This is a genomic window from Mediterraneibacter massiliensis (genome assembly GCF_001487105.1).
Taxonomy (GTDB): domain Bacteria; phylum Bacillota; class Clostridia; order Lachnospirales; family Lachnospiraceae; genus Mediterraneibacter; species Mediterraneibacter massiliensis.
In genome coordinates this window covers 1302786-1329410 of the sequence record NZ_LN913001.1, presented here as the reverse complement: position 1 = coordinate 1329410, position 26625 = coordinate 1302786, and the positions used below count along the sequence as shown (strand labels likewise).

Here is a 26625-nt window from a genome sequence, read left to right as displayed (position 1 = left end):
TATTTTCTTACTCATGCTTTTTCAAATTTGGTATTTGTGTCAATAATAAAACGACCCCTATGATACATGCTATGCACCATCTGACTATCCAGTTTACGGAAAACATATGCATTGCTCCTATCGATAGAACTAAAATGGCAAGAGAAATAACCAACATTTTCCACAAAGGGATTATCCGATCTCCGGTAACTCTTTTTTCTAATACTCCCTGTACTAACATAAGCATAAAATAGCTAAACGCTGTCGTATATGCTGCTGCCTGATATCCCCATTGAATAATACAAACATAATTGAGTATAACATTTAATATCATGGCGAAAATTGTTCCCCCCGCCACATATTGGGTTTTCATATAATAATTCTGCATAGCACTATATATATAGCTAAAAAAGCGGAACAATGTACCTACCAGCATGGGCGCTACCAAATAACGCGCCATACTATATTCCTTGCCGCCTAAGATCAGAATTGCTTCCGGCGCTACTATGACGATCAAAATTGTCATAATACCAAAGATAATCGCAATACGAAGCCAGGGCTTCTCTACGTCCCTCTCTTCTTTTCTTGCAATTTTTTCATAAAGCCAGGGCTGCCAGGCATTCCAGACCGAATCTTCTATTACCCACATAATAAACGATATCGTTGTTCCCAATGCAAATATTCCGGCGCTTTCTGCTCCAACCATTTTTTGGATCATAATCTTGTCTGACTGATTCATGATTTGGATAGAAATTTGTTCCGGAATCAACGGGAGGCTGTATAAAAGTCCATATTTCCAATAACTTTTTTTATATAAAAGTTTTCCTTGTCGATAAATAAGGAACATTAAGAAAAAACCTACGAGAATTTGCGAAAAATAATACCCTCCTACTCGCAGTTCTACCAAATATTTTTCATATCCCCATTGATTTCCTAAATACAATAACGCTATAGAAAGCAAGGTAGCCGGCAGCATAGTAAGCGTTGTGATTAACGTAACGTTTTTATACTGCATCTTCTGCTTTTCCCGCCTCTGGTAAAACAAGGTACTTGTATAACTGAAAATATAAAGGAACATTACAGTAAACAAGAATACATTCATTCCCAGAAACGTAGAAATCGGCTTATATAGTATAAGAAAGAAAAGTGCAAATACACTAATACTAATATAAGACAGAGATTGTACGGAAGATACATATTCATCATATTTATCCCCGAAATCTATCTTTGCCTTTTCTAAACTACGGTATAATCCCAATGACATCAAGGGGACTAAAATCAATAGCCAGGACTCGTACACTCTTAATTGACCATATTGCTCTGTACTGACTAACCGCGTATATATAGGTGTTGTAATAAATGTAATCCCTCTTACAATAAGCTGCGTCAATACATAAAAAAATCCTGCCTTTAGCGCAAGATTATTCAATTCTCCATCTCTATCTGCCCTTTTCATTCATGTATTACTCCAAATAAAGCTTTTTTTAGTTCCTTATAGTTTTCTCCTGCAACTATAAAATATCCATGTCTGCTTGAACTGTCTGATACTTTTTTTCCTATTGTCTCTTTATCTATTTCACTTAAAACAACGCTAAATTCTTTACGTTCTTTTATCTTTTCAAAAATTTCCAAGTCACTTTGCTGCATTATGAAACGAATCGCTGCATACTTCTTATATGTCTTTTTTTGAAATACCGGAACATTTCCTTGTGCTACATCTATGACCATCTTCATATAATCCTGACCTGTTGATAATTGAACCAGATCAGAACCAATGCAGTCTCCACCCATACGAGCACCGATTTCTATAATTCTAACAACGCCTTGTTTGTCTATTTTAAATTCCGTATGTGTAGCTCCATTTTGGATCTTTAATGCCTCTAATGCCGCAAAAACAATTTGCTTAATTTTCTCCTGCATATTTTCTGGAATATCAGCTGGCTGAATATGTCCAATTTCGATATAATGAGGTGCTCCGGTTGTAAATTTTTCTGTAAATGCAAGGAATTGATGTTTTCCTTCAAAAGAGATACATTCACAACTATATTCTTTTCCTTCTAAAAACTCCTCTACGATAGCTGCCTTTTCAAAAGATTCGCGCGTAGCTGAAATGAGCGCTTTCTCTATTCCTTCTCTTTGAGATACTTTGGTGATTCCTCTGCTTCCGGAACGATCTGTAGGCTTTACGATCACTGGATATTTCAATTCTTCCGGCAATTTATTTTCGTCTGCTTTTACTTTCGCAAATTTTGGCGTAGAAAGCCCGCCTTCTTGTAAAGCCTTACGCATTTCATACTTATTGGTTGCGATCAAATCACAGATTTCCGGATTGGCCGGTAAATTTAAATTTCTTGCAACATAATTTACAGTCAGCACCGCCAGATCTGAAGCAATTGATAAAACCGCTGCTGGTCGAATTTCTCTGCATACTTCCAAAATTTCTTCTTTTTTAGTTATATCAAGAGGATAATAATAATCGGCTGTTCTTTCGCCAATATCTCCACATTTCCATGCAAATACATGCGTCTCATACCCTAATTCTTTTGCGCGCAAAATCAATCTGTTTTGAAAACTATTTGCCCCTATAATAACAATCTTTTGTTTCATACTTCTCCTTTATCTGATCAAATTTTATATTCCACTTTCTATTTTAATGCTTTTCTTTATTTTGTCTACACTTATTTTTATTCTCTATTTTCGATTTTTAATCCGGAACAAAAATCTGATACCATCCGTTATCATAATGCAGTTTATAATTCCTTTGTTCTATCAGTTCTATAATTTTATCATATTTTTCTTGGCTTCTATATACACCATTTTTATCTATATCAGCCAGCAATATGACCGGTTCCCCCTTTTCTTTTAAACTCTTTTTTAAATCTATATTAAATTGTTCTTCCGGATAGCTCTCCAGATCCACCCACACTTTATCCAAATATGGTTTCATATCCGATATGACACATCCGATATTAAAATCTCCTAACGCCAATAAATATTTATTATCCAAAGAATCTAATTCTCTCTCCAACTCATCAATATACTGAGCACGTTCTTTTGATGTATGGATAAAACCGTACTCTCTTGCCTGTACCTTCTGTGTCAGAAATTTATTTTCACTGTCTCGATAAACATACGTAGTTCCATATTGTATCCCCTGGCAGATCGTCAGACCAGCTATTCCTGCCACTAATATGCAGACGACTTTTTTCAGCTTTTTTGTCTCGATATTTCCTGCGATGATAAAACAACAGGAAAATGGAAACATCATAAACAATAAAAAGTACATCCATCCATTATCGGTTCCTATAGGCAACACACACTCTGCAAGCAACGCTGCCATACACAGCGAACTGAGAACCACCTTCTTTTTATAAAAATATACGATGCCAAACATCAGCAGTATTATCATAAAAATGCCAAACATTTGCAGGAAACGTAAAACTTCTACTTTCATTCCTACATAAATTGCATATCCAACGATGATGCAATTTACTCCCAGATATACTCTCCTCTTTTCTTGTGTTTTGCTTTCATCCCTCTTACTTTCATATATAAACCATAAAACCAAAAGTGGAATTAAAATATAGCCGTATCTGATCCAATCCTTTATTCCCTCTATTCCGCCCATATACAGTTTTGATAAAATATTTCCTGCCCCATGGCTTGTTTCATTTCCCTGCAATGTATTCGTCGTACGCAATAAATAGGAAAGGACTGACTCCTTTCCTAAAATTACGATTGCCGTAATGCCTCCGATGCTCCAGCCTCCAAACACTCCGCCTAAAAAAGCACAGCATGCCTGGAAGCCTTCTTTTATTTTTTTCTTTCCTGGAATGTAGTACCAAAAAACCGCAAGTCCAAAACAGGCTTCTAATATATTTGGCAGTCTAAAAAATGTATTGATCCCTATAAGAAGCCCGGAAATAGCAATCTTACTTGTTTTCTCTTCTTCCAACCCTTTGAACAAACAGCAAAGCGCCATAACCTGGATAAACATAGACGTAGCATTATAATTCATGATATGTGATAATGTCATTGAAAACAAAGAACCTGTCAATACAGATAGGATGAGCAGACCTGAAGATACATATTTCTTCCAGGTACAATAAATCATAATTCCACTGCACAAATATAACAGCCAACTGAGCACCGATAACACAAATGCCTGATGCGAAGGAAAAATCGTATAAATGATTCCTCCTAATAAATCTGTAAAAAATGTACCAAAGCCTTTTATGTTTACTTCAGGATCAAAATAATATTTATATTTTGTCAAATAAAACCCCTGATCCGTAACATCTATTCCTTTATAAATAAAAAACCAGAACCAAGCTATAAAAATCCCCCATAATATCAAATCAATTTTTCTTTTGTTTTTCTCATAACATTGCTTCATGATCCATACTCCTATATTTCTATTTTCTCCTTCTTTTCACATGATCTTTGAACCATTCTGACAGTTTCCATTTTTGCCACCAATACACGCAAAAATAGCACCCTGCTACACACATCCAAAATTGCAATGTCACGATAAATGTCAGCCAGCCGGTTGCCTCTGCCCGAGGTATAAAAAAGATATTCTGAAGGCAAGCCAAAATAATCGTATTGACCAGCATCTTTTTACCGAATCCGTATACCATATACAGCAGAAGAGCACCTAGCAGTACACTAAAAATAAACACACCGATAAAACCAAAGTCTGTTGCCACTTCAAGAAGATAACTGGACCCTCTTCCTCTTCCCTCCAGATACTGATCTTTCATGCTCAAATAGGATAATGCATGAGACAGACTGTTGCTGTTTTCCGCATTAAAAATACTATTATAAGAAGTAAGAGGTTCTGTATGAAAAATAGTCTGTCCGACGGATCCTCTGTACAAATAATCAATGATCCCGCCAAAAGTATAGTTGACTGGTTTTAAATTTTTTAACCCTGAGGTATATCCATAGCCAATGCATAAAACATCAAAAGAAACTCCCTGACTGTAAAAAAATTCAGAAATCATCCCCAAAAAATTTCCTATTTTTATCCCTGCTCCACTTCTGACAGAGGCATATACAACCATAAACAGCATTAATAAAGGGGTACATATGATGATGATTCCTTTTTCTACTTTTCCTATCCATTTTTTGTCATCTACAAGATAATCTCTTAACAGGAAATATGATAAAGCAAAAAACAGACTTAATACAAATGGATTTCTGACTCCTATCAAAAGAGACGGCAAAGTTGAAAATACATACAATATCAACGGCATGATCGCCATTTTTTTCGAAGGCAACGTAGCCAAAAAAATACATAAACTATATTTCATAAAAGAAGCCGCTGTATGAACGATACCTGGCAGCTTACTGGTAAAATTCGTATAATACTCTAAATAATTTCCTGTTCCGATCGCAAGCACCGGTTCAAACTGCTCTAATAGATAAAAAAACATGGAAACCAAAAAAATCATGAACGACACAATACGCATTGCCTCCGCCATGTTGCTTGTATCTTCATGTTTTTTATTGATCGCCTTCTTTGTTCTATATATCCTGTCAGCAAGATTACTTCCCACTAACAGCGCTGTTTCTGTCAAAAACAGCAATTTTAATGCAAACCAGATATTTTCTTTTGCCTGAGAAGCCGTATTCCACCATTCTGTTCCTCTACACAACCCAATAAAAGAACGTGACAATAAAAAAGTAAATATAGTAATTTGCATAAACAAATATAAAAAACTTTTGGAAAAATTTTTTATACCATATAATACATTAATTCCATATAACAGTAAAAGCCCGACCAATGCTATATTAAAATCTTTTTTTAAAAGTCCGATACTCCATACAGCCAAACTGATGATGCCTAAAAACAATACCCCTACATTTTGCTTGCATGGAATTTTCCCCATATAATACTTCAATTTATTCATTTTTCTCCCTCACTTTTTTACGCCAAAACGGCATCTTTATAATACCCACCAGTGTCCCGAAACCATATGCTATGTGAAGAGAGAAAAAAATAACGGGCAGCACAAGATATTGGCAATAAAATTTCTGCTTTTTTATTGCTAACAGCGACATAAGCAAATTCACTATTAGATATACGATGGATAAAATACAAAAGGGTACTGCGCATCCGACTGCCGCTCCAATCACTGTAAGCAAGATAGAAAGAATAAACAGCAGGGGGACAAAATGATAAAATGAAAAACATTGCGGACACACACCTAACGTTAATCCTATCCAATATCCATTTCCGTATTTTTGTTTCAACATCTTTGACCAGGAATTCCGAATATTTTGATAGGATACGATTTCCGGACTATAGCAAATCCTATAACCGGCTTTCCGGATACGATAATGCATTTCGTTGTCCTCCGTCCTGCCAAGATTTTCATTAAACAATCCTGCTTTTTGGAACACTTCTTTTCGATAAGCACCATGAAAGACAGATTTGACATATGTCTTATGATGCCCCTTCCTGTATGGCGCAATACTGCTTCCAAACATAGACGACTCTGCCAATAATAATGTATGTCTCCAAGGTGTGTCTTCCTCCGATATATTTGGACGAGGCCCCCCTGATACGTCCTCTCCTGTCTGGATACACTGTACGTTTTTCGAGACAAACTCTTTCGGTATCATCGTATGGGCATCGATCCGCATGATGATATCGCCCTTAGCCGCCCTGATAGCTATATTCCATCCCGCTGCCTGAATCTTTTTTTCATTATCCAAAATAACAACTCTTCGAAAACCATTCTTCTCTTCTGCAAACTGCTCCATTAACTCCCGCGTTTTGTCAGTAGACATTGCATTTACCAAAATGATTTCCATTTCCCCATGAGGATAATCTTGCTCTCGTATATCTTGAAACAATGATTTTATTGCCTTTTCTTCATTATAAGCAATTACACAAAACGAAACTAACATTATCTTTCCCCATTTTTCTGTAAATTAATTTTTTATGTTACAGGTGATTCTAAACATTTTTTTCTAAAATAAATCCAGTATACTATACCTGAACCTATATATACAAGACCTGTTGCTATACCCGCTCCCCATATACCAAATTTCATGATTGCAGCATATGTTAAGATTATGTGACAGACGCAGGATATCGCTGCCATAATTGCATTAAACTTTGCAATTCCGATTGCCGGAAGGAAATTCATCGGAATCATGCGAATGGCAGCATTCAAAGCGTTCACTACCCAGAATACAGAGGAAAGTGCAATTGCCTCTTCATATCTGCTTCCATATACGATTCGGATAATATACGGAGTCAATACAATCCCGGCTATAGAAATGACTGTGATCAACAGGGCTGTAATCATTCCGATCTTTTTAGATATCTTCCATACTTCCTTCTTGTCTTCTGTCTTTGCTACAATGGTAAAATAATAAACAATAATAGATTGTGTCACAAAGGATAACTGTCCCGGTATCATGATCGCTATTTTATAATTCGACGTAATTGCCTCGCTGCGTAATAATTCATTTACCAAAGTCATTTCGTTAATCGGCATAATAAGAGAAAATAAATTCGACATTGTCAAAGATATGGACATGACCATAAAACTCTTTATCTCTTCTTTTGCCAATCTAGCCGGAGAAACATTCAATAAATATTTCTTTAAGCTTTTTGCGACCACGAATATTGCTATACCTATTGCACAATATCTCGCATATGCAATTCCCGGAATCCCAAGCAAAAGTACAAAGCATACACTCCCCAGAAATACGACGGTGGTTTGTATTACCGCCGCCCTTGCATATGCCGTATTTTCTCCATGGGCCCTTAGATAGCATAACACTGTATTTAAAACATTGTTTAAGATTGGGTAGAATACCAATACATATACCATACTTTTTGCTTCCGGAAAAGGAATTGTCGCAACAGTCACATAAATAACGACTAATAGAGAAAGTATGGCTTCAAAAAGCGTTCCATATTTCATAGCAAATACAAAATACGCTTTATCCAGTTCTTTTGTTTTCGCTGTCGCACAATATTTTAATATACTGGAGGCCATCCCAAGACCGGCAAAAGAAATCACGTAATTATATAAATTATCTGCATAAGTTAAATACGCATAATCGTCTTTACTTACTAAACGTACAATCACAATGCTTGAGACAAATGCTATCATCTTAACCAGAGTATTTCCAATGAATATATGAAAAAAACCGCCTTTAATCAGACTGCCTATTTTCTCCTTGATTGTATAATACATTTTTGAACTCTACCTTCCATTTTTGTCCACTGCTCTAAAATAAATTTCCCAATTTTTCCATTTTTTTCAAAACAAATATAAATCACTAATATAACAAAGAATGAAAAAATAATATCGAAGCTATATACAAAATCACAAAAACCACCTTCCAGCATTGTTCCCATCTTCACTGTCAGTACTCCAAGCAAGGCAATCATACTCGGTGTCTTTTTCAATTTCAGGATGATATACATAAATAACATTGCTATAAACGCTACCCATACAACGGACAGGCAGACTCCTATATATCCCCAATTTGCATAAGCCTCTCCTGTAAACAGAGTGTTCATCACTCCTGCGGAACCATCATACACTCTTTCAGAGCCATAAAACGCCATTGTAACTTTCGCACTTCTTAAATATAAACTTTCATCCATTCCAAGTAACTTTAAAATCGTAGGTGTAAAACTCCGTCCTCCTAAAAAGCCAAATATATGAGGGAACAGATCAAAACAATATGTCAATGTTCCAACTTCTGTAAAAAGAGTCCTGCCTAACGGCCCATTATAAACATCTAAAATATTGCCGGCAAACCCCGTCTGGAAATAAGAAATTATAAGTACGCCGCCCAAAAAAATGCCGACAGCGATCATATAAATTGTTTTAATTCCGCCTTTGAAATAAATATAAATGAGTATAAATACTAAGAGATAAAATACTACCGGTGATTTTTCAAATTTATAAGTTTTAATAATAATCGAAGCAATAAATAGTATTCCCGAAATAACTGCCCACTGCTTTGTTCTAACTGTTAAAAAATAAGAATAGCTAATATAGGATAACAAAGGTATCAAAGAAAGAATACATATATTCGTTACATACGGATGTATAAAATAAGTTTGTCCGATGCGGGTACGCTCCAACGCAAAATTAAAATCTCCTGAAGCAAATAGCAGCTTCCATATTGGAACATACCCTATCTTTAATAAAAAACCTATTAACAAGAGCATACAGAACAGTGTTACAAAAGAAAAACCCCATTCAAAAAAACGATTCCTTTTTGTCTCCACTTTTCTTTTTAAATAATACGCATATTCTGTTTTTATATTGAAACGTACAATCTTTTGAAAAAGTAAAATAAACAATGGAAAACAAACTGCCATTCCCCATACGACTATCGCTGCAATATGACAGCTTTTTTCCTTATTTATGAGATATGCAAACGTATAGTGTTCGTCATATCCCAACATAACAAGAGAAATACCGATAAACGACTGGAGCATAAATATATAATAAATATAAGAGATTATGTTAAATTTCCCTGGATTTAGAGTTCCTGCCGCTTTCTTAAATAAAACTGTTGATATGCCAAAAATCGCTGCCACCAAAATAAACATTTACTAAAACCTCTGCCTTGAATTTATAAATTGTACTGCTTCTGCAATAAGTATTGTTTTGTCTTTGTATCTCCATTTCTAAAATGCCCAATCATAAAATCCAATTGACTCCTGTCAACTCTATCATCCATATAAATGCTGTTAAAAGCTGGCAATACTTTTAACATTTCCACATGTTCTATTTTTGTTGCCCGAATATCTAAATATTCTAACTTTTCGCACTGCAAAATTCCATCCAATGAATGAAAATCATTATACGACAAATTCAATTTTATAAGATTTGGGCAACCATCCAATACCTCCAAGCCTTCCAAATGATTACCATATATATTTAATTCTTGAAGGGAGGGGAAGTCCCCCATCTTGTCCAATTTCTGGAAAGCATTGTTGCTCAGATCCAAAACTTTCAAAGCGCTCATATCAGATAACTGCGGTGTCTCTGATAACTTATTAGAACCGGCATACAGATAAACCAAATTCTCGATGTCTCCTAGCGGATCTATAGATATCAGTCTGTTATTGGCAATATCGATATAACTCAAAGAAACCATTTTTTCAATGCCTGGTTCTATTGAGCTGATATTATTTTGTTGAAGTCCTACTGTTTGAAGACCATTTAAATTATATAAAGGCGTAATATCTGTTATATTGTTATTCCCTAAAAATATTTCTTTTAACGCATAACACTCTGACAAAGGAGTTAAATCCTCTATGTTGTTGCCCGTAAGATTTAAACTCTTCAGTTTATCTAATTTACCTATTACATGGAGATCACTGATCTCACAATTCTTAATAACAAGAGATGTCAAATTAGGAAATTTTACTAAATCTGAAATATCTTCTATCTGCTTGTTGTCCTCAATTTCCAATGTAGTAAGATTTTTAAGATCATCTGTTGTTATATATTTCTTTTCCAAGCTCTTTTGAACTGCTTTTTCAAATTCTTTATCTTCAAACCGCACATGTCTTATTTCTTGACGCTGCTGCACATAAAGATAAATGCCGCCAGAAAAAAGTACTACGAGCAGAGTAACGCATACTGACCATAATATAATTAAAATGGGATGTCGGTTCTCATATTTCTTAAGTTTTTCCCCCCACCGCTTTATATATTTTATCATAATGTCAGTTTCCTCTCGATCGTTTCAAAATTATCCTAAAAAATCTTTTACGTGTTTACTTACTTGTTCTATATCTTTCTCCTGCAAGTATGGATGCATCGGTAAAGACACCACTGTATCACACAACTTTTCCGCTGTCTTACATTCCTCATACTGATGAAGATTATGAAACGCAGTTTGAAGATGCATCGGTTTTGGATAATATACCATACTCGGAATTCCATTTTCCTTCAAATATCCCTGCAGATCATCTCTTATCGTTTTTTCTGTAACCTGTATTGTGTATTGTGCCCAGCTGGAATAGAAGCCGTCAGGCACAACCGGAATTTTGACTGTTTCTCCCAAAAAGCCGTTATATTTTACTGCCGCTTCATTAACTGCCTGCAGCTCATACCTTTTAAACGCCTCCAATTTCACCTGCAGCACAGCTGCCTGTAGTGTATCTAATCTGGAATTCCAACCGATTCGTACATTATCATATTTAAAACTTCCTTTTCCGTGTACTCTTAAAGATTGTAACAACTTTGCAGTTTTTTCATCATTTGTAAAAATCGCTCCACCGTCTCCATAACATCCCAACGGCTTAGCCGGGAAAAAAGAGGTCGTGGCGGCATCGCCAAAACTACATGCTCTTTTTTCTCCGATTTTCCCGCCAAATCCTTGTGCTCCATCTTCCAGAAGATACAGATCATATTTTTTTGCGATTTTTGATAATTCCCGATAATCCGCCGGCTGACCAAATAAATCAACGGCTATGATCACTTTAGGTATAAGCTTACCTTCTGCCAGCACCGCCTGGATCGCTCGCTCCAATGATGCGGGATCTGCGTTATATGTATCCGCATTTACATCATAAAATACCGGTGTTGCTCCTGCAAACGCAACGACCTCCGCTGAAGCGAAAAAAGTAAAATCCGGAACGAATACCGCATCGCCCTCTTTCACTCCCCATGCCATCATCATCATTGATAATGCATCGGTTCCATTTCCACACGTAACACAGAACTTCGTTCCTACATATTCAGATAATTCTTTTTCCAATTCAGAGACCTGTCCGCCACTTATAAAATTACAGTCCTCCAAAACTTTGGAAATCCCACTATCTATATCCTTTTTTAATTCTTTATACTGTGTTTTTAAGTCTCTAAACTGCATACGATCCTTCCTTTCAATATTTCATATAACCAATATTCATATCAACATCACCGGATATACCTGAAACTTTTCCCCTTGAGGAATACTGCCAGATCGTGACTCTTCCGGGACCTCTGTACTGATGTCCCAAATCCGGTGTATAGTCTCTGTACTCTGCCACCCATACATCTTCCCCGGCGAATTCCTCCATGTCGATCATAGACTCTAACCAAGATCTGCTGGCATAGATCATAAATGTATAGCCATTTTCTTCAATTATTTCCCTAAATGTCTTTATAATAGCTGTTCTTTCTGCCATACTAAGTGTTCCCTGGGTTTCCCAATCTTCCATATCATAAGCGATTGGATATCTAAACGTACATCCACTCGCCTTTAAGGCATTGACAACTGCATAAGCTTCTGTCCTTGCCTCAGAAACACTCATGGCATATCCATATCTGTATGCACCGATAGCAATACCATTTGCTGTGGCTCCAGCTGCATTTTGATAAAATTTAGAATCTACGGCAAGTGCGCCCATCTTATTTTCTACAACTCTAAGCATAGCAAAATTCACGCCTTCTGCTTTTACCTTTGCCCAGTTTATATTGCCTTGATAAGAGGAAACATCAATTCCCTTAAAAAGATTTCCATCAGATGCTACTTGCATAAAATAAGATGCCTGTACCACGTTATTCGCCTTATCTTTTACGTTTACATAATAAGTATAATTTCCCGGAATCCCTGTCATAAATGTATACTTATTAGACGTTGAATAGTTCCTGACTATCTTGCTCCCGCCTTCATATACTCTTACAAACTGATATTGATATTCCCCATAGCCTCCTGAAGCTGATGCTGTCAATGTTACACTTCTATTTGAATACTCAGCTGTTGTTTTATTGCTTTCCAACGTTGCATACATCTGATAATCAGGATGTATTTTTACAGTCATGCTATAGGACTTACTCTTTGTTTGATTTTGTCCGTCCCGGACTGTTACTGTATATATATGACTGCCGACTGTTTTTGTCGTAAAATGATACGTATTATCCTTGCTAAACTTCTGTACGACTACAGTTTCTCCTCCGTATGTCTCAGAAAACTGATATTCATAGTTTTTGTCATATCCACCTGAGGCTGTCGCTGTAAGCGCTATTGACCGTCCCACATATTCTGTTGTAGTTTTATTACTGCTTAAACCTACTGCGATCTCATAGTCTGGATGAGCCGCAACTGTCATCTTATATGAAAGTTTTAATGTCTTTCCTTTACTGTCTTTTACATCTACATAGTATGTATGTATACCGACTCCTTTGGTAGAAAAACTATACGTGTTTTTACTGCTATATTTCTGTACTACTTTCGTCTCTCCATTATATGTTTCCGAAAATTGATACTCCAGTGTACCATTTCCTCCCGTTACATCTGCTGTAAGTGTAACACTTCTCTTTGCATATTCTCCGGTACTCTTATTACTGGTTAGAGTCCCTTTCATCGTCTGTTCCGGCTGTGTATCTGGTTCTGCATACACCTGCATCTTATATTTCAATTCCAGTAGCTGACCTGCTTTGTCTGTCACGGTCACTGTATAGGTATGGCTCCCTACTCCTTTTGTCGTAAAGCTATAGGTATTTTTTTCACCCTCTTGCACTGTCTTTGTAATACCATTATAACTTTCTTTAAAAACATAGTTATAGCCGCCATACCCTTTTGACAGTTTTGCCGTTAAAGTGACGCTCCTGTTTTCATACTCCGCCGTCGTCTTATTGCTTGTCAAGGTTCCCGCCATTTCATAGCCGGACTGCGGCACTACTGTCATTGTATAAGAAAGTCTGAGCGTCTGCCCTTTATTGTCCTTCACGTCTACATAATAGGTATGCTTTCCAATTTCTTTCGTTGTAAATGAGTAGGTATTTTTCGTACTATATTCTTGTACTACTTTCGTCTCTCCATTATAGTTTTCGGAAAACTGATACTTACGTGTGCCGTTTCCTCCCGTTACGTCTGCTGTCAGCGTAACTCCCCTGTTCACATATTCGCCGGTGCTCTTATTGCTTTTTAAAGTTCCGGCTAGTTTTACAACCGGTTCCTCGCACACCTGCATCTTATATTTCAATTCCAGCTGTTGACCTGCTTTATCTGTCACTACCACTGTATAGGTATGGCTGCCCACTCCCGCTGTCTTAAAACTATACGTGTTTTTTTCACCTTTTTGCACTGTCTTTGTAGTCCCATTATAGCCTTCTTTAAACACATAGCTATAGCCGCCATATCCATTTTTCATATTTACTGTCAATGTAACACTTCGATTCTCATACTCTGCCGTCGTCTTATTGCTTGTCATGGTTCCTGCCATCTGATAACCGGACTGCGGCACTACTGTCATTGTATAAGAAAGTCTGAGCGTCTGCCCTTTATGATCCTTCACATCTACGTAATAGGTATGCTTTCCTATCTCTTTCGTCGTAAAAGAATACGTATTTTTTGTACTGTATTCTTGTACAACTTTCGTTTCTCCATTATAATTTTCCGAAAACTGATACTTGCGTGTACCATTTCCTCCCGTTACATTTGCTGTCAGTTTAACACTTCGATTTACATATTCTCCGGTACTTTTACTGCTTGTCAAGGTTCCTTTTAATTTTACAACTGGTTCTTCATACACATTCATCTTGTATTTTAATTCCAGCTGCTGACCTGCTTTATCCGTCACTATCACTATATAGGTATGGCTGCCTACTCTATCTGTCTTAAAGCTATAGGTACTGTCTTCTCCTGTCTGCACAGTCTTGGTTATTCCATTATAGCTTTCTTTAAATACATAATTATAGCCGCCATACCCCTTTGACACCTTCGCTGTCAATGTGACACTCCGATTTTCATACTCTGCCGTCGTTTTATTGCTTGTCAAGGTTCCCACCATTTCATAGCCCGGCTGTAACACTATCGTCATTGTATAAGAAAGTCTGAGGGTCTGCCCTGTATTATCTTTTACATCTACATAATAATTATGCTTTCCTATCTCTTTTGTAGTAAAACTATATGTGTTTTTATCACTATATGCCTGTACTACTTTTGTCACTCCGTTATAGACTTCAGAAAACTGATATTCCAGATCTCCATTGCCGCCTGTTACATTGGCAGTCAGTCTGACACTTCGGTTTACATATTCCCCTGTGCTCTTATTACTTGTCAAAGTTCCTGTCAATGCAGTTCCTGTACTTTTTTCTATTCCTTTTTCATCAAAAAAAGAACTTGCGGCATTTTCTCCTTCACCAGCAGCGCTACCTCCTGTATTTTCTATACTCTCAGATGGCGCCTCTTTCTGTTCCTCTTGTTCCACTCCTGCATTTTCCTGACCGTCAGTACTGCTCTGATCATTTTCTTCTTGTTTCTGCACATGTACAACTATCTTTTTCACTTCTAACAGCTGCTTTTCATCCAAGATCTGTATCTCGTATGTTTTCTGGCCTTCTTCTGTAAAATCCAGCTGTAGTTCTTGTTCCGCGCCTTCTGCTAAAACAGTACTCCCGTTTTCTGTATTTTCCATAAATACAAACTCATATGGCTTCTCTTGTGCAGAAACAACAGATAAAGTTGCTTTACTCCCCAAAACAACCTCCAGCTCAAATTCACTCAAATACGGATTTTCTGCTGCTATTTTTTCTTCTTGAAGCAGATCCTCACTCTGTGTATCTGACTGTTCCACCAGCTTCACTTCAAACAAAGACAAGTTATCCTCGTTTGCATTTTCTGCCTGCACCTGTATCACACTCGTCATGAATAATACAAAACACAAAATCCCACTTATTAATTTTTTTACTCTTCTCAAAACAGCTCTCCTAAAATATGTTTTACTCTGTATTGTCTGTTAGAACTCGCCTGCCATATCCTGACTTGCAAATTCTTGTATCGGAAATTTAACGGCTTTTCCTTCTTTTTGGCTTTTGTAGATTCCCAGTACTAACTCTAATGCATTGCGGCCGGCATATGCATCTACATATGGTTTCCGATCCTTTTCTATTGCTTCTATCATATCAGCATACAGACTCGTATGACCGTTTCCATATACATTACTGGTCTGTTCTTCCAGGCCTTTATTCTTTTCATCTTTTTCTGTTTCTTCTGCGAAATCCCATACATCAATATTATTTGTAGATTTCCCGCCCAGTTTCACTGTTCCTTTCTCTCCAAATAAATATAATGTTTCTTCTAAATTTTGGGGATACACATTTGTCGTGCCCTCAATAGTGGCTACTGCTCCATTTTTAAATTTCACAACTGCCATCCCTATATCTTCTGCTTCCAGATAATGATGAAACTGCTGTCTCGTCACACCGTATACTTCCTCCACTTCTTCTCCCATCATCCAGCGCAGCAGATCGATTCCATGAATACATTGGTTCATCAGGGCTCCACCGTCCTGTGCCCAAGTCCCTCGCCAAGGTGCCTGTGTATAATACTCTTTATTCCGGTTCCATCTTACATGGATAGAACCATGTGATAATTTTCCGAATCTTCCGGCTTCCAGAGCTTTCCTCATCTCCTGTACAGCAACATTAAAACGATTCTGATGACATGCTGACACCTTCACTCCCTTTTCTTCTGAAAGTCGGATGATTTTGTCCGCATCAGCTATACTCATTGCCATCGGTTTTTCAATGATCACATTCACGCCCCGCTCTATACAATATAAGGCGATTTCTGCATGAATACCGCTTTCTGTCGCAATAGCTATAAGATCAAATTGATTTTCATCTACCATTTTTTTATAATCTGTATATCTTTTAATATTCGCATCATTCTGCAGATCATGTTTAGACAGCACATTTTCTATATGTTCCGGTACAACATCGCAGGCAGCAACAAATTCCAAATGATTATTAACTACTGCCTTCACATGATTTGTAGATATTCTCCCGCAGCCTATCAAACCATATCTCATCTTTATATCCTCCTACAATATCTCTATGTTTTCTCTATCTTCAATATTTTTCATAACATTTTTTGTATCAAAAATAGCTTTTGCATTTTTCTGTACCATATTGTAATCCACATTACTGTGCGCTGTAGTTATCATGACCAGATCGTAAGAAGCGATCACCTCCGGATTAATTTCTTTCAGCCCTTGATATTTTTCTCCCAAGTATTTATACTCTGCAATCCACGGATCATAAAAAGAAACATCTGCCTTTTCTCTTTTTAAAACTTCGATCACCTTAAGCGCCGGACTCTCTCTGTAATCATCGATATCTTGCTTATAGGCTACACCCAATACGAGTACTTTTGCTCCATTCATTGCTTTGGCGCTGCGATTCAATATTTTGCTTGCTCTCTCTACACAATACTCCGGCATTTTATCGTTGATCATCATAGAGCTTTCAATCATGGAAGTGTGGAAACCATACTCTCTGGCTTTCCAGCTTAAATAATATGGATCCAATGGAATACAGTGTCCGCCAAGTCCTGGTCCCGGATAAAAAGCCTGGAAACCATACGGTTTTGTTTTAGCGGCATCGATCACTTCCCACATGCTGATCCCCATTTCATTACAAAGCATTGTAAGTTCATTGATAAGCCCTATATTAATATTTCTGTATGTGTTTTCCAAAATCTTTTCCATCTCTGCAATTGCGGGAGAAGAAACCTCATATACCTCTCCTTCTAAAACAGCACGGTACATCGTGGCAATGACTTCTGTTGCTTCCTTGCCTATCGCACCTACGACTTTCGGCGTGTTTTTCGTTTTATAAATCAAGTTTCCGGGATCGACACGCTCAGGCGAAAAGCCTAAATAAAAGTCTTCCCCGCACTTTAAACCGGAACCTTCTTCCAGAATCGGTCTAATCAGTTCTTCTGTCGTCCCTGGATAAGTAGTAGATTCCAAAACAACCATAGTTCCTTTTGTCAGATATCTGGATATTGCCTCTGTAGAAGATTTTACATAGCTGATATCCGGCTGCTGATGTTTATCCAAAGGTGTAGGAACGCAAATTGCGATAAAATCCACATCTTTAACAAAACTGAAATCTGTTGTTGCTTTCAGCATCCCTTCCTCGACCAATTTCTGTAAATCTTTATCGACCACATCTCCTATGTAATTGTGACCTGCATTTACCAGATTGACCTTTTCCTCCTGCACATCAAAACCAATCGTCTCAAAACCTGCCTTTGCCTTTTCTACTGCCAGGGGAAGGCCTACATAGCCTAAGCCTACAACTCCTACTTTTAATTTTCTTTCTTCGATTTTCTTTAATAATGTTTCTTTCATTTTCTCTTCCTCTCTCATATATTATTTGCTAAGTCTTTTGCTACTTTCTTTGCCCGTTCCGTCCACAGATTCTCTTGCCGAACATCCTTGAGACGTTTTGACATTTTTTCTAATACAGAAGGATCATCTATGATCTTTCTTAACACTCTTTCCAAGTCTTTTTCCGTATAATTTATACTCCACCCTATATGATTTTCTTCGATAAATCTTCCTGCTTCTGTATCAGCCGTTCCAATCATAGGTTTTAAATGTCCCAAATATTCAAAAACTTTAATCGGCATTGCTATACTCATATATTCACCTTTTCCGGCAAAAGCACAGCATAGATCTGCCCACTTATAATACTTTTCCAGTTCTTCTCCCATAGCATGGACGATTTTGATCCGGGGCGTCATATATTGACCATAGATTTCCTTCGACTCTTCCCATTCTGTTTTTCTACAGCAAAGGATCAATTCCAAGTTTTCAAATTTTGACAAAACCTTCAAAAACATTTCCAGATTATATATTCTATTGATTCCGCCGACATAAAAAATCCGCAGTTTCTCGTTTTCTATATCGTGTTCTTCTAGTTCCTCTACTGCATCACACCCCGGCGGAAGCAAATCTGCCTTACCAAGTAACACGGGATATTCCTCTAAGTATTTTTTCACCGCCATAGAGGTAAGATAAAACTTATTCAGAAGCTTCCCATATTTACATAAATCATAACGATACAAGGGAATGGAAACACATCTTTTATACCACGATACGCTTTCCCTGTACATTGGAAATTTCCATTGTATATCACGGTAAAATAATCCAATCTGAATGCCATGTTTTTTACAAAATTTAAAAAATCCAAAATCCAGTCCCGGATATCTTGGCAAATGATTTTTTTCGGTTAATAAGGTTGGCATAGTACTGCTTTCAGAATATAAAAAATCATATTGTATTCCATGCATAATATTGGACTTTATCCTGTTTATACACTCTTTTCTCTCTTGGCCATACCCCATAACATACTCTACGTCATATCCAATTTCCCGGAATGCCTGCAGCATTTTTACCGGTCTGACATTAGACCCGGAATGTCCCTGCAAATTGATGTGATTTGGAATATGAAATATGCATTTTTTCTTACTCATAGCTATCTTTTTCTTTCCTATCTCTGCATATAAAGCTATATTTTATGTTACTCTTTGTAAAGATTTTCATATATTTCTTCCATAGTTGTGACATTGTTTTCCCAATTATAATATTCTTCTACTCTTTTTCTTCCGTTTTTCCCGAATTCATTACGCAGACTCTGATCCAAGACAAGTTCTTTTAAAGCTTCTTTACACCCTTCTATATCTTTCCTCTGTATAACATATCCGGTTTTTCCCGTTTTCACAACTTCTTTCAATCCATCTGCGTCCGAAACTACAACCGGCACTTCCATTGCCATTGCCTCTACGACCGCCACGCCAAAACTCTCGCTATTGAGTTGGCTAAATGCGCAAAAAATATCTATGTGTTTCAACGTTGCTGGTACTTGTGTATTTGGAATCCTTCCTTTTAAAAACACGCAGTCTTGTAGTTCCTTATCACGAATCAAATGCTCGAGTTCTTGCTTTTGTTCCCCGTCGCCATAAATTTCCAGAACAATGCTCTTGCCGCTTTTTTTGATATCCTCATCTTTCAATAACTTTTCAAAAGCCAAAATCGTTTCTTTTATACCATATTTAGGTGCCAACAGTTTTATATTACCTATCACGATTGTATCCTTTTGCTCCTCTTTATAAGCATACGGATCAAAAAGATTTGTATCCACACCAAACGGAGTAATGTGTATCGGCAGATTTTCTTCATTGATTACCTTTCTTAACTGCTCTGCCATACAAAAACTTGTAGAAGCAATTTCCTTGGCATACCGCACATTCTTTTCCAAGATTTTCTTTTTTATCTTGCTCTCATAGGGAAAATCATATACATCACTTCCCCATATTGATAATAACATCTGCTTAAATCCCGCAAGTCTGGCTAATGTACCATATCCACTTGCATAATGAACATTTATCACATCTGGTTTTATTTTTTTTGCCAATTTTTTTAAGGCAAAAACATTGAAAAAGTATCCTCTATTTCCAGTAAATGGCAACTCACATAATTTTACTTTTTTATCAATTTTATCTGCTTTAGGATTATGTCCCCTATTATATACAAGATAAATTTCATGGTTTCTATTTGCAAGCGAATTGACCCAACGTACAGTATGAATACTATTTGCCGCAGATAAAAATAAAATCTTCATTCGTATTATTTCCTTTCTCCCCTATTATCTGTAGATGTCATTCAACTTTCCGTTTCATTTATCCTTTTCAAATTCTTGATAAATTTACCGTGTTCAATAGCAAAATTCCCTGTTACACTATGATCATCCGGTACATCTTTCGTTGCCACAGAACCGATGTTTACTCTTGCATTTTTTCCGATATGAAGACCATTGCTGACGGTTGCGGAAAAACCGATCCAACTTTTCTCTCCGATAACCGTCCTGCCTCCAACACCGCACTGCGCCACGAGCATGACATTATCCTCTACTTTCACACCATGAGCGATATGCACTAAATTATCTATTTTCACATAGTTTCCGATCACAGTATTATCCCAGGGGTATACAGCCCTGTCTATGCAGGCATTGTACTGTATCTCTACATGTTCTCCTATGTTCACTCCCCCGGCATGAGCAACGCTTAAAATCACATCTCCATCTCTTTTAAACTCAAAGCCAACTCCGCCGATTTTAGAACCTGCGCGTATAATGGAATGATCTCCTATGACCGTATTTTCCCTGATCACAACAAACTCTTCTATTATAACATCATTTCCGATAATTACATTATTTTTACTTATGCTGGCCGTTTCATCTATTTTGCAGTTCTGTCCGATTTTTGTCTCAAATCTTTTGCGGCAGTATGGATATGCCTCATTTTCAGCCAAAAAATTGTGCACTTCAAAAAATAACATTCTTGGATTTTCCGTTACGCAAATCCCTTTATTCCACCCTGCCATTTTTAATTTTTCTGCCACAGCCTCTGTCGCACATATCATGCAAACATTTTGTTTCACATCATTTAAATATTTTTCATTATCCAAAAAAACACAGGTATTAAAATCCACATCTGACGCTGTCAACGCCAACCCTTCAAAATCACATTCTGAAAGGATCACATATTTTTTTTGAAATTTCATTTCATTTAAAATATCACTCAAAAGCATGTACTTTTCCTACCTTTCTAATTTCCCAGAATAAAGACATAATTGGTCGTAGCAGAACCTCCGATATTAAGCATACAGCCATTTTCCGCTTTTCCTTGCTTTTGATAACTTCCCGCCTGTTTTGTCACTTGTTTATATAGATCCAAAAACATCCTGACTCCACTTGCACCAACGGGATGACCGCACCCGATAAGTCCCCCGCTCAAATTAATAGGATATTTTCCGTCTTTCTGTGTTATCCCTTCTAGTACTGCACGGAATTCTTCTCCTGGATCTGTGATCCCAAATGCCGAAACCGCCGCATATTCACTGGAAGTAAAGCAGTCATGTGTTTCAAAAAAGTCTATATCCTTCAATGTAATTTTTGCTCTTCTGTACGCATCCAGTACCGCCTGTCTGGTCCAAGGCAATATATATGGATTTTCTTTACTCTCCCGCATTTTTTTATCGAACAGCATCGGAGCTACTCTATGCCCATATCCTTTGATATATGGTTTATCTTTTAGTTCTCTTTTTTGCAAATAGTTTTCTGAAACTAAAACAACCATTGCAGCTCCATCTGTCACTTGTGAGCAGTCAGAAACAGCCAATCTACCGCCTACAATACTATTTGTTTCGCACCCACGCATATTTGCCTGCGTTTCACTCATAAACCATTTCCGAGTCTGAGAAAGTGGATTACTTTTTGCATTGGCATAATTTTTAGCTGAAATAGTAGCTAAACTTTCCATGAAAACTTTTTCATCCGGATGATACTTTTCAAGAATTTCATCTGCCAATCTTCCAAACAGCTTAGGAAACGGAAAATCAATATTTCGCCCTTCCTGTTCATAATAAGCAGCATATCCCAGGTAGTCTCCGCCGATTTTCGGAGAAACAGTTTTCATAAGTTCAAAACCTATTACCAGTGCTACATCATACTCTCCTGTTTGTATTTTTGTCATAGCTGCATCCAAGGCAACAGACCCTGATGCGCATGCAGCTTCATACCTTGCTGATGGCACTCCGTAAAACGCCGGATTCACTTCTGTCAATAAAGCGCCCAAATGTCCTTGTTCTATATACTTTTCCGCGACAAAATTCCCCACATAACATGCCACTTTATTTTCCTTATTTAAATTTTTAATATCTGAATAACTCAGATTACAATCACGCAGTCCGTCTTCAATAACTTCACGCAGCAATGCGATCACATTTTTTCCTTCTTTGCTCCAGTTTCTTTCAAAATCTGTCTGAGCGCCGCCTAGCACAAATACTTTGTTCATTTCCATCTCCTTATCGTTTTGCTTTAAAATATCTACGATAGTCATATCTTGATTCAGGCAAACTTTTTGTCAATTGCTTCAAATTCACTTCTTTGCATATCGTTTCCCCCAGCCGTTCCGTACAAAGCCGGCAAAACTCTTCTCTGCCTCCCAGAGCTTGTATCAAAGCCAACGGAGGAATCCAACTAAATCCGTCTGCCATGACCGCATCTGCATCTGAAATCGTATCCCCTACCATATGAGTCGCATACAAAGCATATACCGCATATTTTAGTAAAAACTCCATACACAATCTGGCTTCGAGAGACTGATTTGCTTTAAAGCCTCTAAATGTCTCTTTATAATCTCCTACTCGCAAAGTTTCTATCATATCTTCGGCAAATGGAAACTTATATGAATATTTTTCTCTATAGCGTCCTGTCTGTATGTCATACACACGATATTCCTTTTTCCCATTCTCGTGCTTGATCGTCTGGTATACCCCTTTTTTCGTTTTTCTTCCTAAATCTCCCTTTTCGATCATCTGATTTAGAAAGGCAGGCATCGCAAAAGTATCTTTTGCATAATCGCTCGTCTGATCATACAAATTATCCACTATCGCCTTATGCACATCGAGTCCCACAAAATCTGCCGTTAAGATCGGAGCCATATTTCTGCCCGTAAAAGGACCTAAAATAGCATCTATATAATCAATTCCCCCATTATATTTATACTTCTCTGCAGCCTGGATAGCTTCGTTGATAAATTGAAATCCAATTCTATTTCCTAAAAATGCCGGTGAATCTTTCACCTCAACAGTTGTTCTATACAAAACTTTTTCCACATATGATTTTATTTGCTCTACCACAGTTCTATCCGTATATACACTTGGTATCACTTCACATAAAACCATATTATATGGCGGATTAAAGAAATGAAGGCCCAGATACTTCTTCCTTTTTTCAACAGAAAAACATTCCGAAAGCGTTTTTATTGACAAGCCTGACGTCCCTGTACAAATGATCTGTCTTTCATTTGTATATTTTTCTATTGTCTTATTTAATTCCATTTTTATCTGAAGATTTTCTGCAACACTTTCAAAGACAAGATCTGATTCCTGTATACATTCCTCCAGAGCAGAATACTCTTTGGGAATCAAAAGCTCTCCGATCGCCTCGCCTTTGACAGACAACATTGCATTTTTCCTCGCCCGTTCCCCATCTTCCTTTTTTCTGCAGACCATATAGACTTTACATTTTCCAAAGGCTGCAAATATTCCGGATATATTGTATCCCATTGTTCCATTTGCCCCTATAACCGTAACTGTTCTGATTTTCATTCATGCCTCCCTATTATTTTCTCACTGCTTTTTGTATAATATCAATAATTTTATCCGTCAAAGTAATATAATTATAGTCTTTTGCTCCCCGCCGTGCATTCTCGCACATTTCTCCATATTCTTTTTCCTCCAATTTACTCAAAGACAAAAGAAGATCTGCATATTCCTCGGCAGAATTCATATTTCTAGATATTCCACAATGATATTTGTTTATGATATCATATCCCATAACTAAATTTGATATAATCGGTTTTCCACTAGCCATGTATTCAAATAATTTATTCCAGCTGCAACCATACTTTTTTAATTCTGAATTTTTTACATTTATCAAATTAGCATCTGCTTTAGAAAGAATATATGGAATGAATTTTTTTTCTACTCTCCCCTTAAATACAAGATTAATGCCATACGTTTGACTCTTTTGTTCCAAATATTCCTTTTCGGTTCCATCTCCATACACAAGTATTTTTATAGAGCGGATTCCTCTTTCTTTCAAAACTTTTCCGGCTTCTACTAAAGTTCCCAGATTATTTACTAATCGGATAGATCCCATATAGACAATCTTAAAATGAGAAGTATCTTCCAGGTCTTCATCTTGTATCACATATTTCTCTTTATTTTTCTCAAACTCCTCTAAATCCACCCCATTATTCACATGGTTCACTTTCTCCAGATCTATTGCTTTGTCCCAGCCTTTATCCCGTATGTAGTCTTTTCCGCCTTCCATCGTGAAGATCAGCTGATCTGCCTTTTTATATATCCATTTTTCAAGTTGATACAATACTTGGATAATAGGATTTTTACGAGACATTCCTTTATATTCCACAATGGATTCTGGCCATAAATCTCTGACTTCCACTACTACCGGAATTTTATACTTTCGTCCGAACAATAGAGCAAAATAAGCAACAAACAAATCTGGAGAAGACGTGTAGATCACATCCGGTTTTTGTTTATCCAGAAATTTTCTCATCGTCTTCCAAGTCTTAAATGGCAGATCCATCATATTAAATATCCGATCAAGCCCATTTCCTTTATAATCTCTGCTTCTTACAAATGTATATTCTATTCCATCTTCCATTTCTTCCCTATAAAGAGACTTATCACTTATCATATTAATCTCTGTATTATGAATTTTACTGGACGTAAAAATCTTTACAGTATGCCCTTTTTTTTGAAGATACTTGGAAAAATAATAATGCCTCACTAATCCTCCCATATTTGGCGGTATCGCATAGTGATTCACAATCCATACATTCATCTTTATCTCCTTCTGCCAGCTATAGCATGTCTATTTTCTTTTGCTATATTTATATTAAAAAGTATAAAAGTAAATAATACAAACCAATAGTTCTTATCACTTATATATCCAAACGGATATGATATAAATGCATTTACATATACAATTCCAAACAACATTATCAAAAACAGGATATCCTTGTGATACTTTTTAAGATTTTTAATCAAAGAATAGGCGATACTGCATATGATCATAAAACTTATCCCAACCTTACATATGCCACCTGACAGCATATCTGACAGCACAAAATTATGTGTATACATCCAATGCCTCTTTGGTTCTTCTTTTAAATGATAGACTGTCATGAGACTTGTTTTATTTTCTTTAAAATCATAAATATCGCTTTGATATGAAGCGCCTTTCCCAAATAAACATTCTTTCCCATCAAAATTCTTTATCTCATCTGCCGCAATTCCCCATATATACAAACGTTTTTTCAAAAAGTCACCTGAAAGGATTGACTCCATATTATCTGTAGTTTTCCCCTCTTTTATATTGTTTTCTGCTTGTACATATCGTTCATAGAATAACTGCTGTGCTTTCTCACAAATATTGGTACTGATCCAAAAAACTGCCACACTAAGCCCAAACAATAGTATACATTTTTTTATTTTTTCAAAACATTCTCCCTTAAAAAGGAAAATATCTATTATAAAAAGATATATACAAAAGACAATTGTAACTCCGATCATCAAAAGAAAATTTCTTCTTGAGGATACCAAATATAAAACAGTCAGACTAAAAAGAGCAAATAGGCCTAATTCAATATACTTTTTCCAATATATTTTATCATTTTTAAGAAGAAGCCATACCCCTGCAATGTATCCTAATAAAATAAGAGTTCCAAATTGATTATAGTCTTTACATGTTGATAATCTCCTATAATATAGCAGAGGAAATATTTCCAATCTATAATTTATAACGGCGATTATGCTGACAATCAGCTCTACTGCTACAAATGACCCCAGTAACAAATTCATATCCTTTTCTATATTTTGTTTGCCTTTTATCACAAGGTAAAACAGCCAAAGAAACGCCAGTCCTACCATCTCAAGGACAACTATATATTTCATTGCTGCATACATTTTATCTGCTGTATAGATAAAAGTAAACAGATCATAAGCAATATACAGCACAAAACATATTAACACACCTTTTATACAGCCAATCATCTCTAGCATTTGTACTAGCAGATTTTTAAAGGAGCAGATATTACAAATGATGATTTTAACAGCAAAAAGCAGTGACATACAATATACTATTTTAAAAATACTAAACGGAAACGGTACAACACTCTCTACCAATTGCAATACGATATTTAAATATAGTAAATATCCAAATGCTAAAGTTTCTTCCCGACTTAATTCCTTTTTTAACATTAAATGCATGTCGT

General features: G+C 36.6%; 19 protein-coding genes. All 19 read right to left on the bottom strand.

The window, feature by feature from the left end; genetic code table 11:
• Positions 1 to 7 precede the first annotated feature (7 nt).
• The 19 genes from BN3282_RS10595 to BN3282_RS10505 all read right to left on the bottom strand — a co-directional run bounded on the left by BN3282_RS10595 (position 8) and on the right by BN3282_RS10505 (position 26620).
• On the bottom strand, positions 8 to 1435 hold the full coding sequence (locus tag BN3282_RS10595; protein WP_059069021.1) for a lipopolysaccharide biosynthesis protein: 1428 nt from the start codon (positions 1433 to 1435) through the stop codon (positions 8 to 10).
• Complete coding sequence (locus BN3282_RS10590) at positions 1432 to 2586, bottom strand: ATP-grasp domain-containing protein (protein ID WP_059069018.1); 1155 nt, start codon at positions 2584 to 2586, stop codon at positions 1432 to 1434. The genes BN3282_RS10595 and BN3282_RS10590 overlap by 4 nt, the downstream gene beginning before the upstream one ends.
• Before the next feature lie 97 nt (positions 2587 to 2683).
• Entirely contained in the window at positions 2684 to 4375 is a 1692-nt protein-coding gene (locus BN3282_RS10585; RefSeq protein WP_059069017.1) for a glycosyltransferase family 39 protein, read from the bottom strand.
• Positions 4376 to 4394: 19 nt separating this feature from the next.
• Positions 4395 to 5894 carry an O-antigen polysaccharide polymerase Wzy family protein gene (locus BN3282_RS10580; protein ID WP_059069015.1) on the bottom strand — a complete coding sequence of 500 codons (1500 nt, stop codon included), beginning with the start codon at positions 5892 to 5894 and terminating at the stop codon, positions 4395 to 4397.
• The gene (locus BN3282_RS10575) at positions 5887 to 6897 is read right to left on the bottom strand and encodes a glycosyltransferase family 2 protein (RefSeq protein WP_059069013.1); all 1011 of its coding nucleotides are present in this window, start codon (positions 6895 to 6897) and stop codon (positions 5887 to 5889) included. The genes BN3282_RS10580 and BN3282_RS10575 overlap by 8 nt, the downstream gene beginning before the upstream one ends.
• A 32-nt stretch (positions 6898 to 6929) precedes the next feature.
• Positions 6930 to 8201: an oligosaccharide flippase family protein gene (locus BN3282_RS10570; RefSeq protein ID WP_059069011.1), complete on the bottom strand. Its 1272-nt coding sequence runs from the start codon at positions 8199 to 8201 to the stop codon at positions 6930 to 6932.
• Positions 8174 to 9577, bottom strand: coding sequence for an O-antigen polymerase (locus BN3282_RS10565; RefSeq protein ID WP_059069008.1), 1404 nt, complete (start codon positions 9575 to 9577; stop codon positions 8174 to 8176). The genes BN3282_RS10570 and BN3282_RS10565 overlap by 28 nt, the downstream gene beginning before the upstream one ends.
• A 23-nt stretch (positions 9578 to 9600) precedes the next feature.
• Positions 9601 to 10698: a leucine-rich repeat domain-containing protein gene (locus tag BN3282_RS10560; protein WP_059069007.1), complete on the bottom strand. Its 1098-nt coding sequence runs from the start codon at positions 10696 to 10698 to the stop codon at positions 9601 to 9603.
• A gap of 30 nt (positions 10699 to 10728) precedes the next feature.
• Positions 10729 to 11853 (bottom strand): DegT/DnrJ/EryC1/StrS family aminotransferase, encoded by a 1125-nt coding sequence (locus tag BN3282_RS10555; RefSeq protein ID WP_059069005.1) that lies wholly within the window; start codon positions 11851 to 11853, stop codon positions 10729 to 10731.
• 13 nt (positions 11854 to 11866) lie between these two features.
• Positions 11867 to 15667, bottom strand: a complete 3801-nt coding sequence (locus BN3282_RS10550; RefSeq protein WP_059069003.1) for a GH25 family lysozyme — start codon at positions 15665 to 15667, stop codon at positions 11867 to 11869.
• Between the two features lie 39 nt (positions 15668 to 15706).
• Positions 15707 to 16780 carry a Gfo/Idh/MocA family protein gene (locus BN3282_RS10545; RefSeq protein WP_059069001.1) on the bottom strand — a complete coding sequence of 358 codons (1074 nt, stop codon included), beginning with the start codon at positions 16778 to 16780 and terminating at the stop codon, positions 15707 to 15709.
• A 12-nt stretch (positions 16781 to 16792) separates the two neighbouring features.
• On the bottom strand, positions 16793 to 18106 hold the full coding sequence (locus BN3282_RS10540) for a nucleotide sugar dehydrogenase (RefSeq protein ID WP_059068999.1): 1314 nt from the start codon (positions 18104 to 18106) through the stop codon (positions 16793 to 16795).
• Between the two features lie 14 nt (positions 18107 to 18120).
• A complete protein-coding gene (locus tag BN3282_RS10535; protein ID WP_059068997.1) occupies positions 18121 to 19233 on the bottom strand; it encodes a glycosyltransferase in 1113 nt (370 codons plus the stop codon).
• A gap of 47 nt (positions 19234 to 19280) precedes the next feature.
• Positions 19281 to 20381, bottom strand: a complete 1101-nt coding sequence (locus BN3282_RS10530) for a glycosyltransferase (RefSeq protein WP_059068995.1) — start codon at positions 20379 to 20381, stop codon at positions 19281 to 19283.
• A 41-nt stretch (positions 20382 to 20422) separates the two neighbouring features.
• Positions 20423 to 21322, bottom strand: a complete 900-nt coding sequence (locus BN3282_RS10525) for a UDP-3-O-(3-hydroxymyristoyl)glucosamine N-acyltransferase (protein WP_059070398.1) — start codon at positions 21320 to 21322, stop codon at positions 20423 to 20425.
• Between the two features lie 44 nt (positions 21323 to 21366).
• Positions 21367 to 22614: an acetyl-CoA acetyltransferase gene (locus tag BN3282_RS10520; protein WP_059068993.1), complete on the bottom strand. Its 1248-nt coding sequence runs from the start codon at positions 22612 to 22614 to the stop codon at positions 21367 to 21369.
• Between the two features lie 10 nt (positions 22615 to 22624).
• A complete protein-coding gene (locus BN3282_RS14745; protein WP_082667527.1) occupies positions 22625 to 23932 on the bottom strand; it encodes a 3-hydroxyacyl-CoA dehydrogenase family protein in 1308 nt (435 codons plus the stop codon).
• 13 nt (positions 23933 to 23945) lie between these two features.
• On the bottom strand, positions 23946 to 25193 hold the full coding sequence (locus BN3282_RS10510) for a glycosyltransferase family 4 protein (protein WP_059068992.1): 1248 nt from the start codon (positions 25191 to 25193) through the stop codon (positions 23946 to 23948).
• Between the two features lie 2 nt (positions 25194 to 25195).
• Positions 25196 to 26620 carry an O-antigen ligase family protein gene (locus BN3282_RS10505; RefSeq protein WP_059068990.1) on the bottom strand — a complete coding sequence of 475 codons (1425 nt, stop codon included), beginning with the start codon at positions 26618 to 26620 and terminating at the stop codon, positions 25196 to 25198.
• Positions 26621 to 26625: the final 5 nt, after the last annotated feature.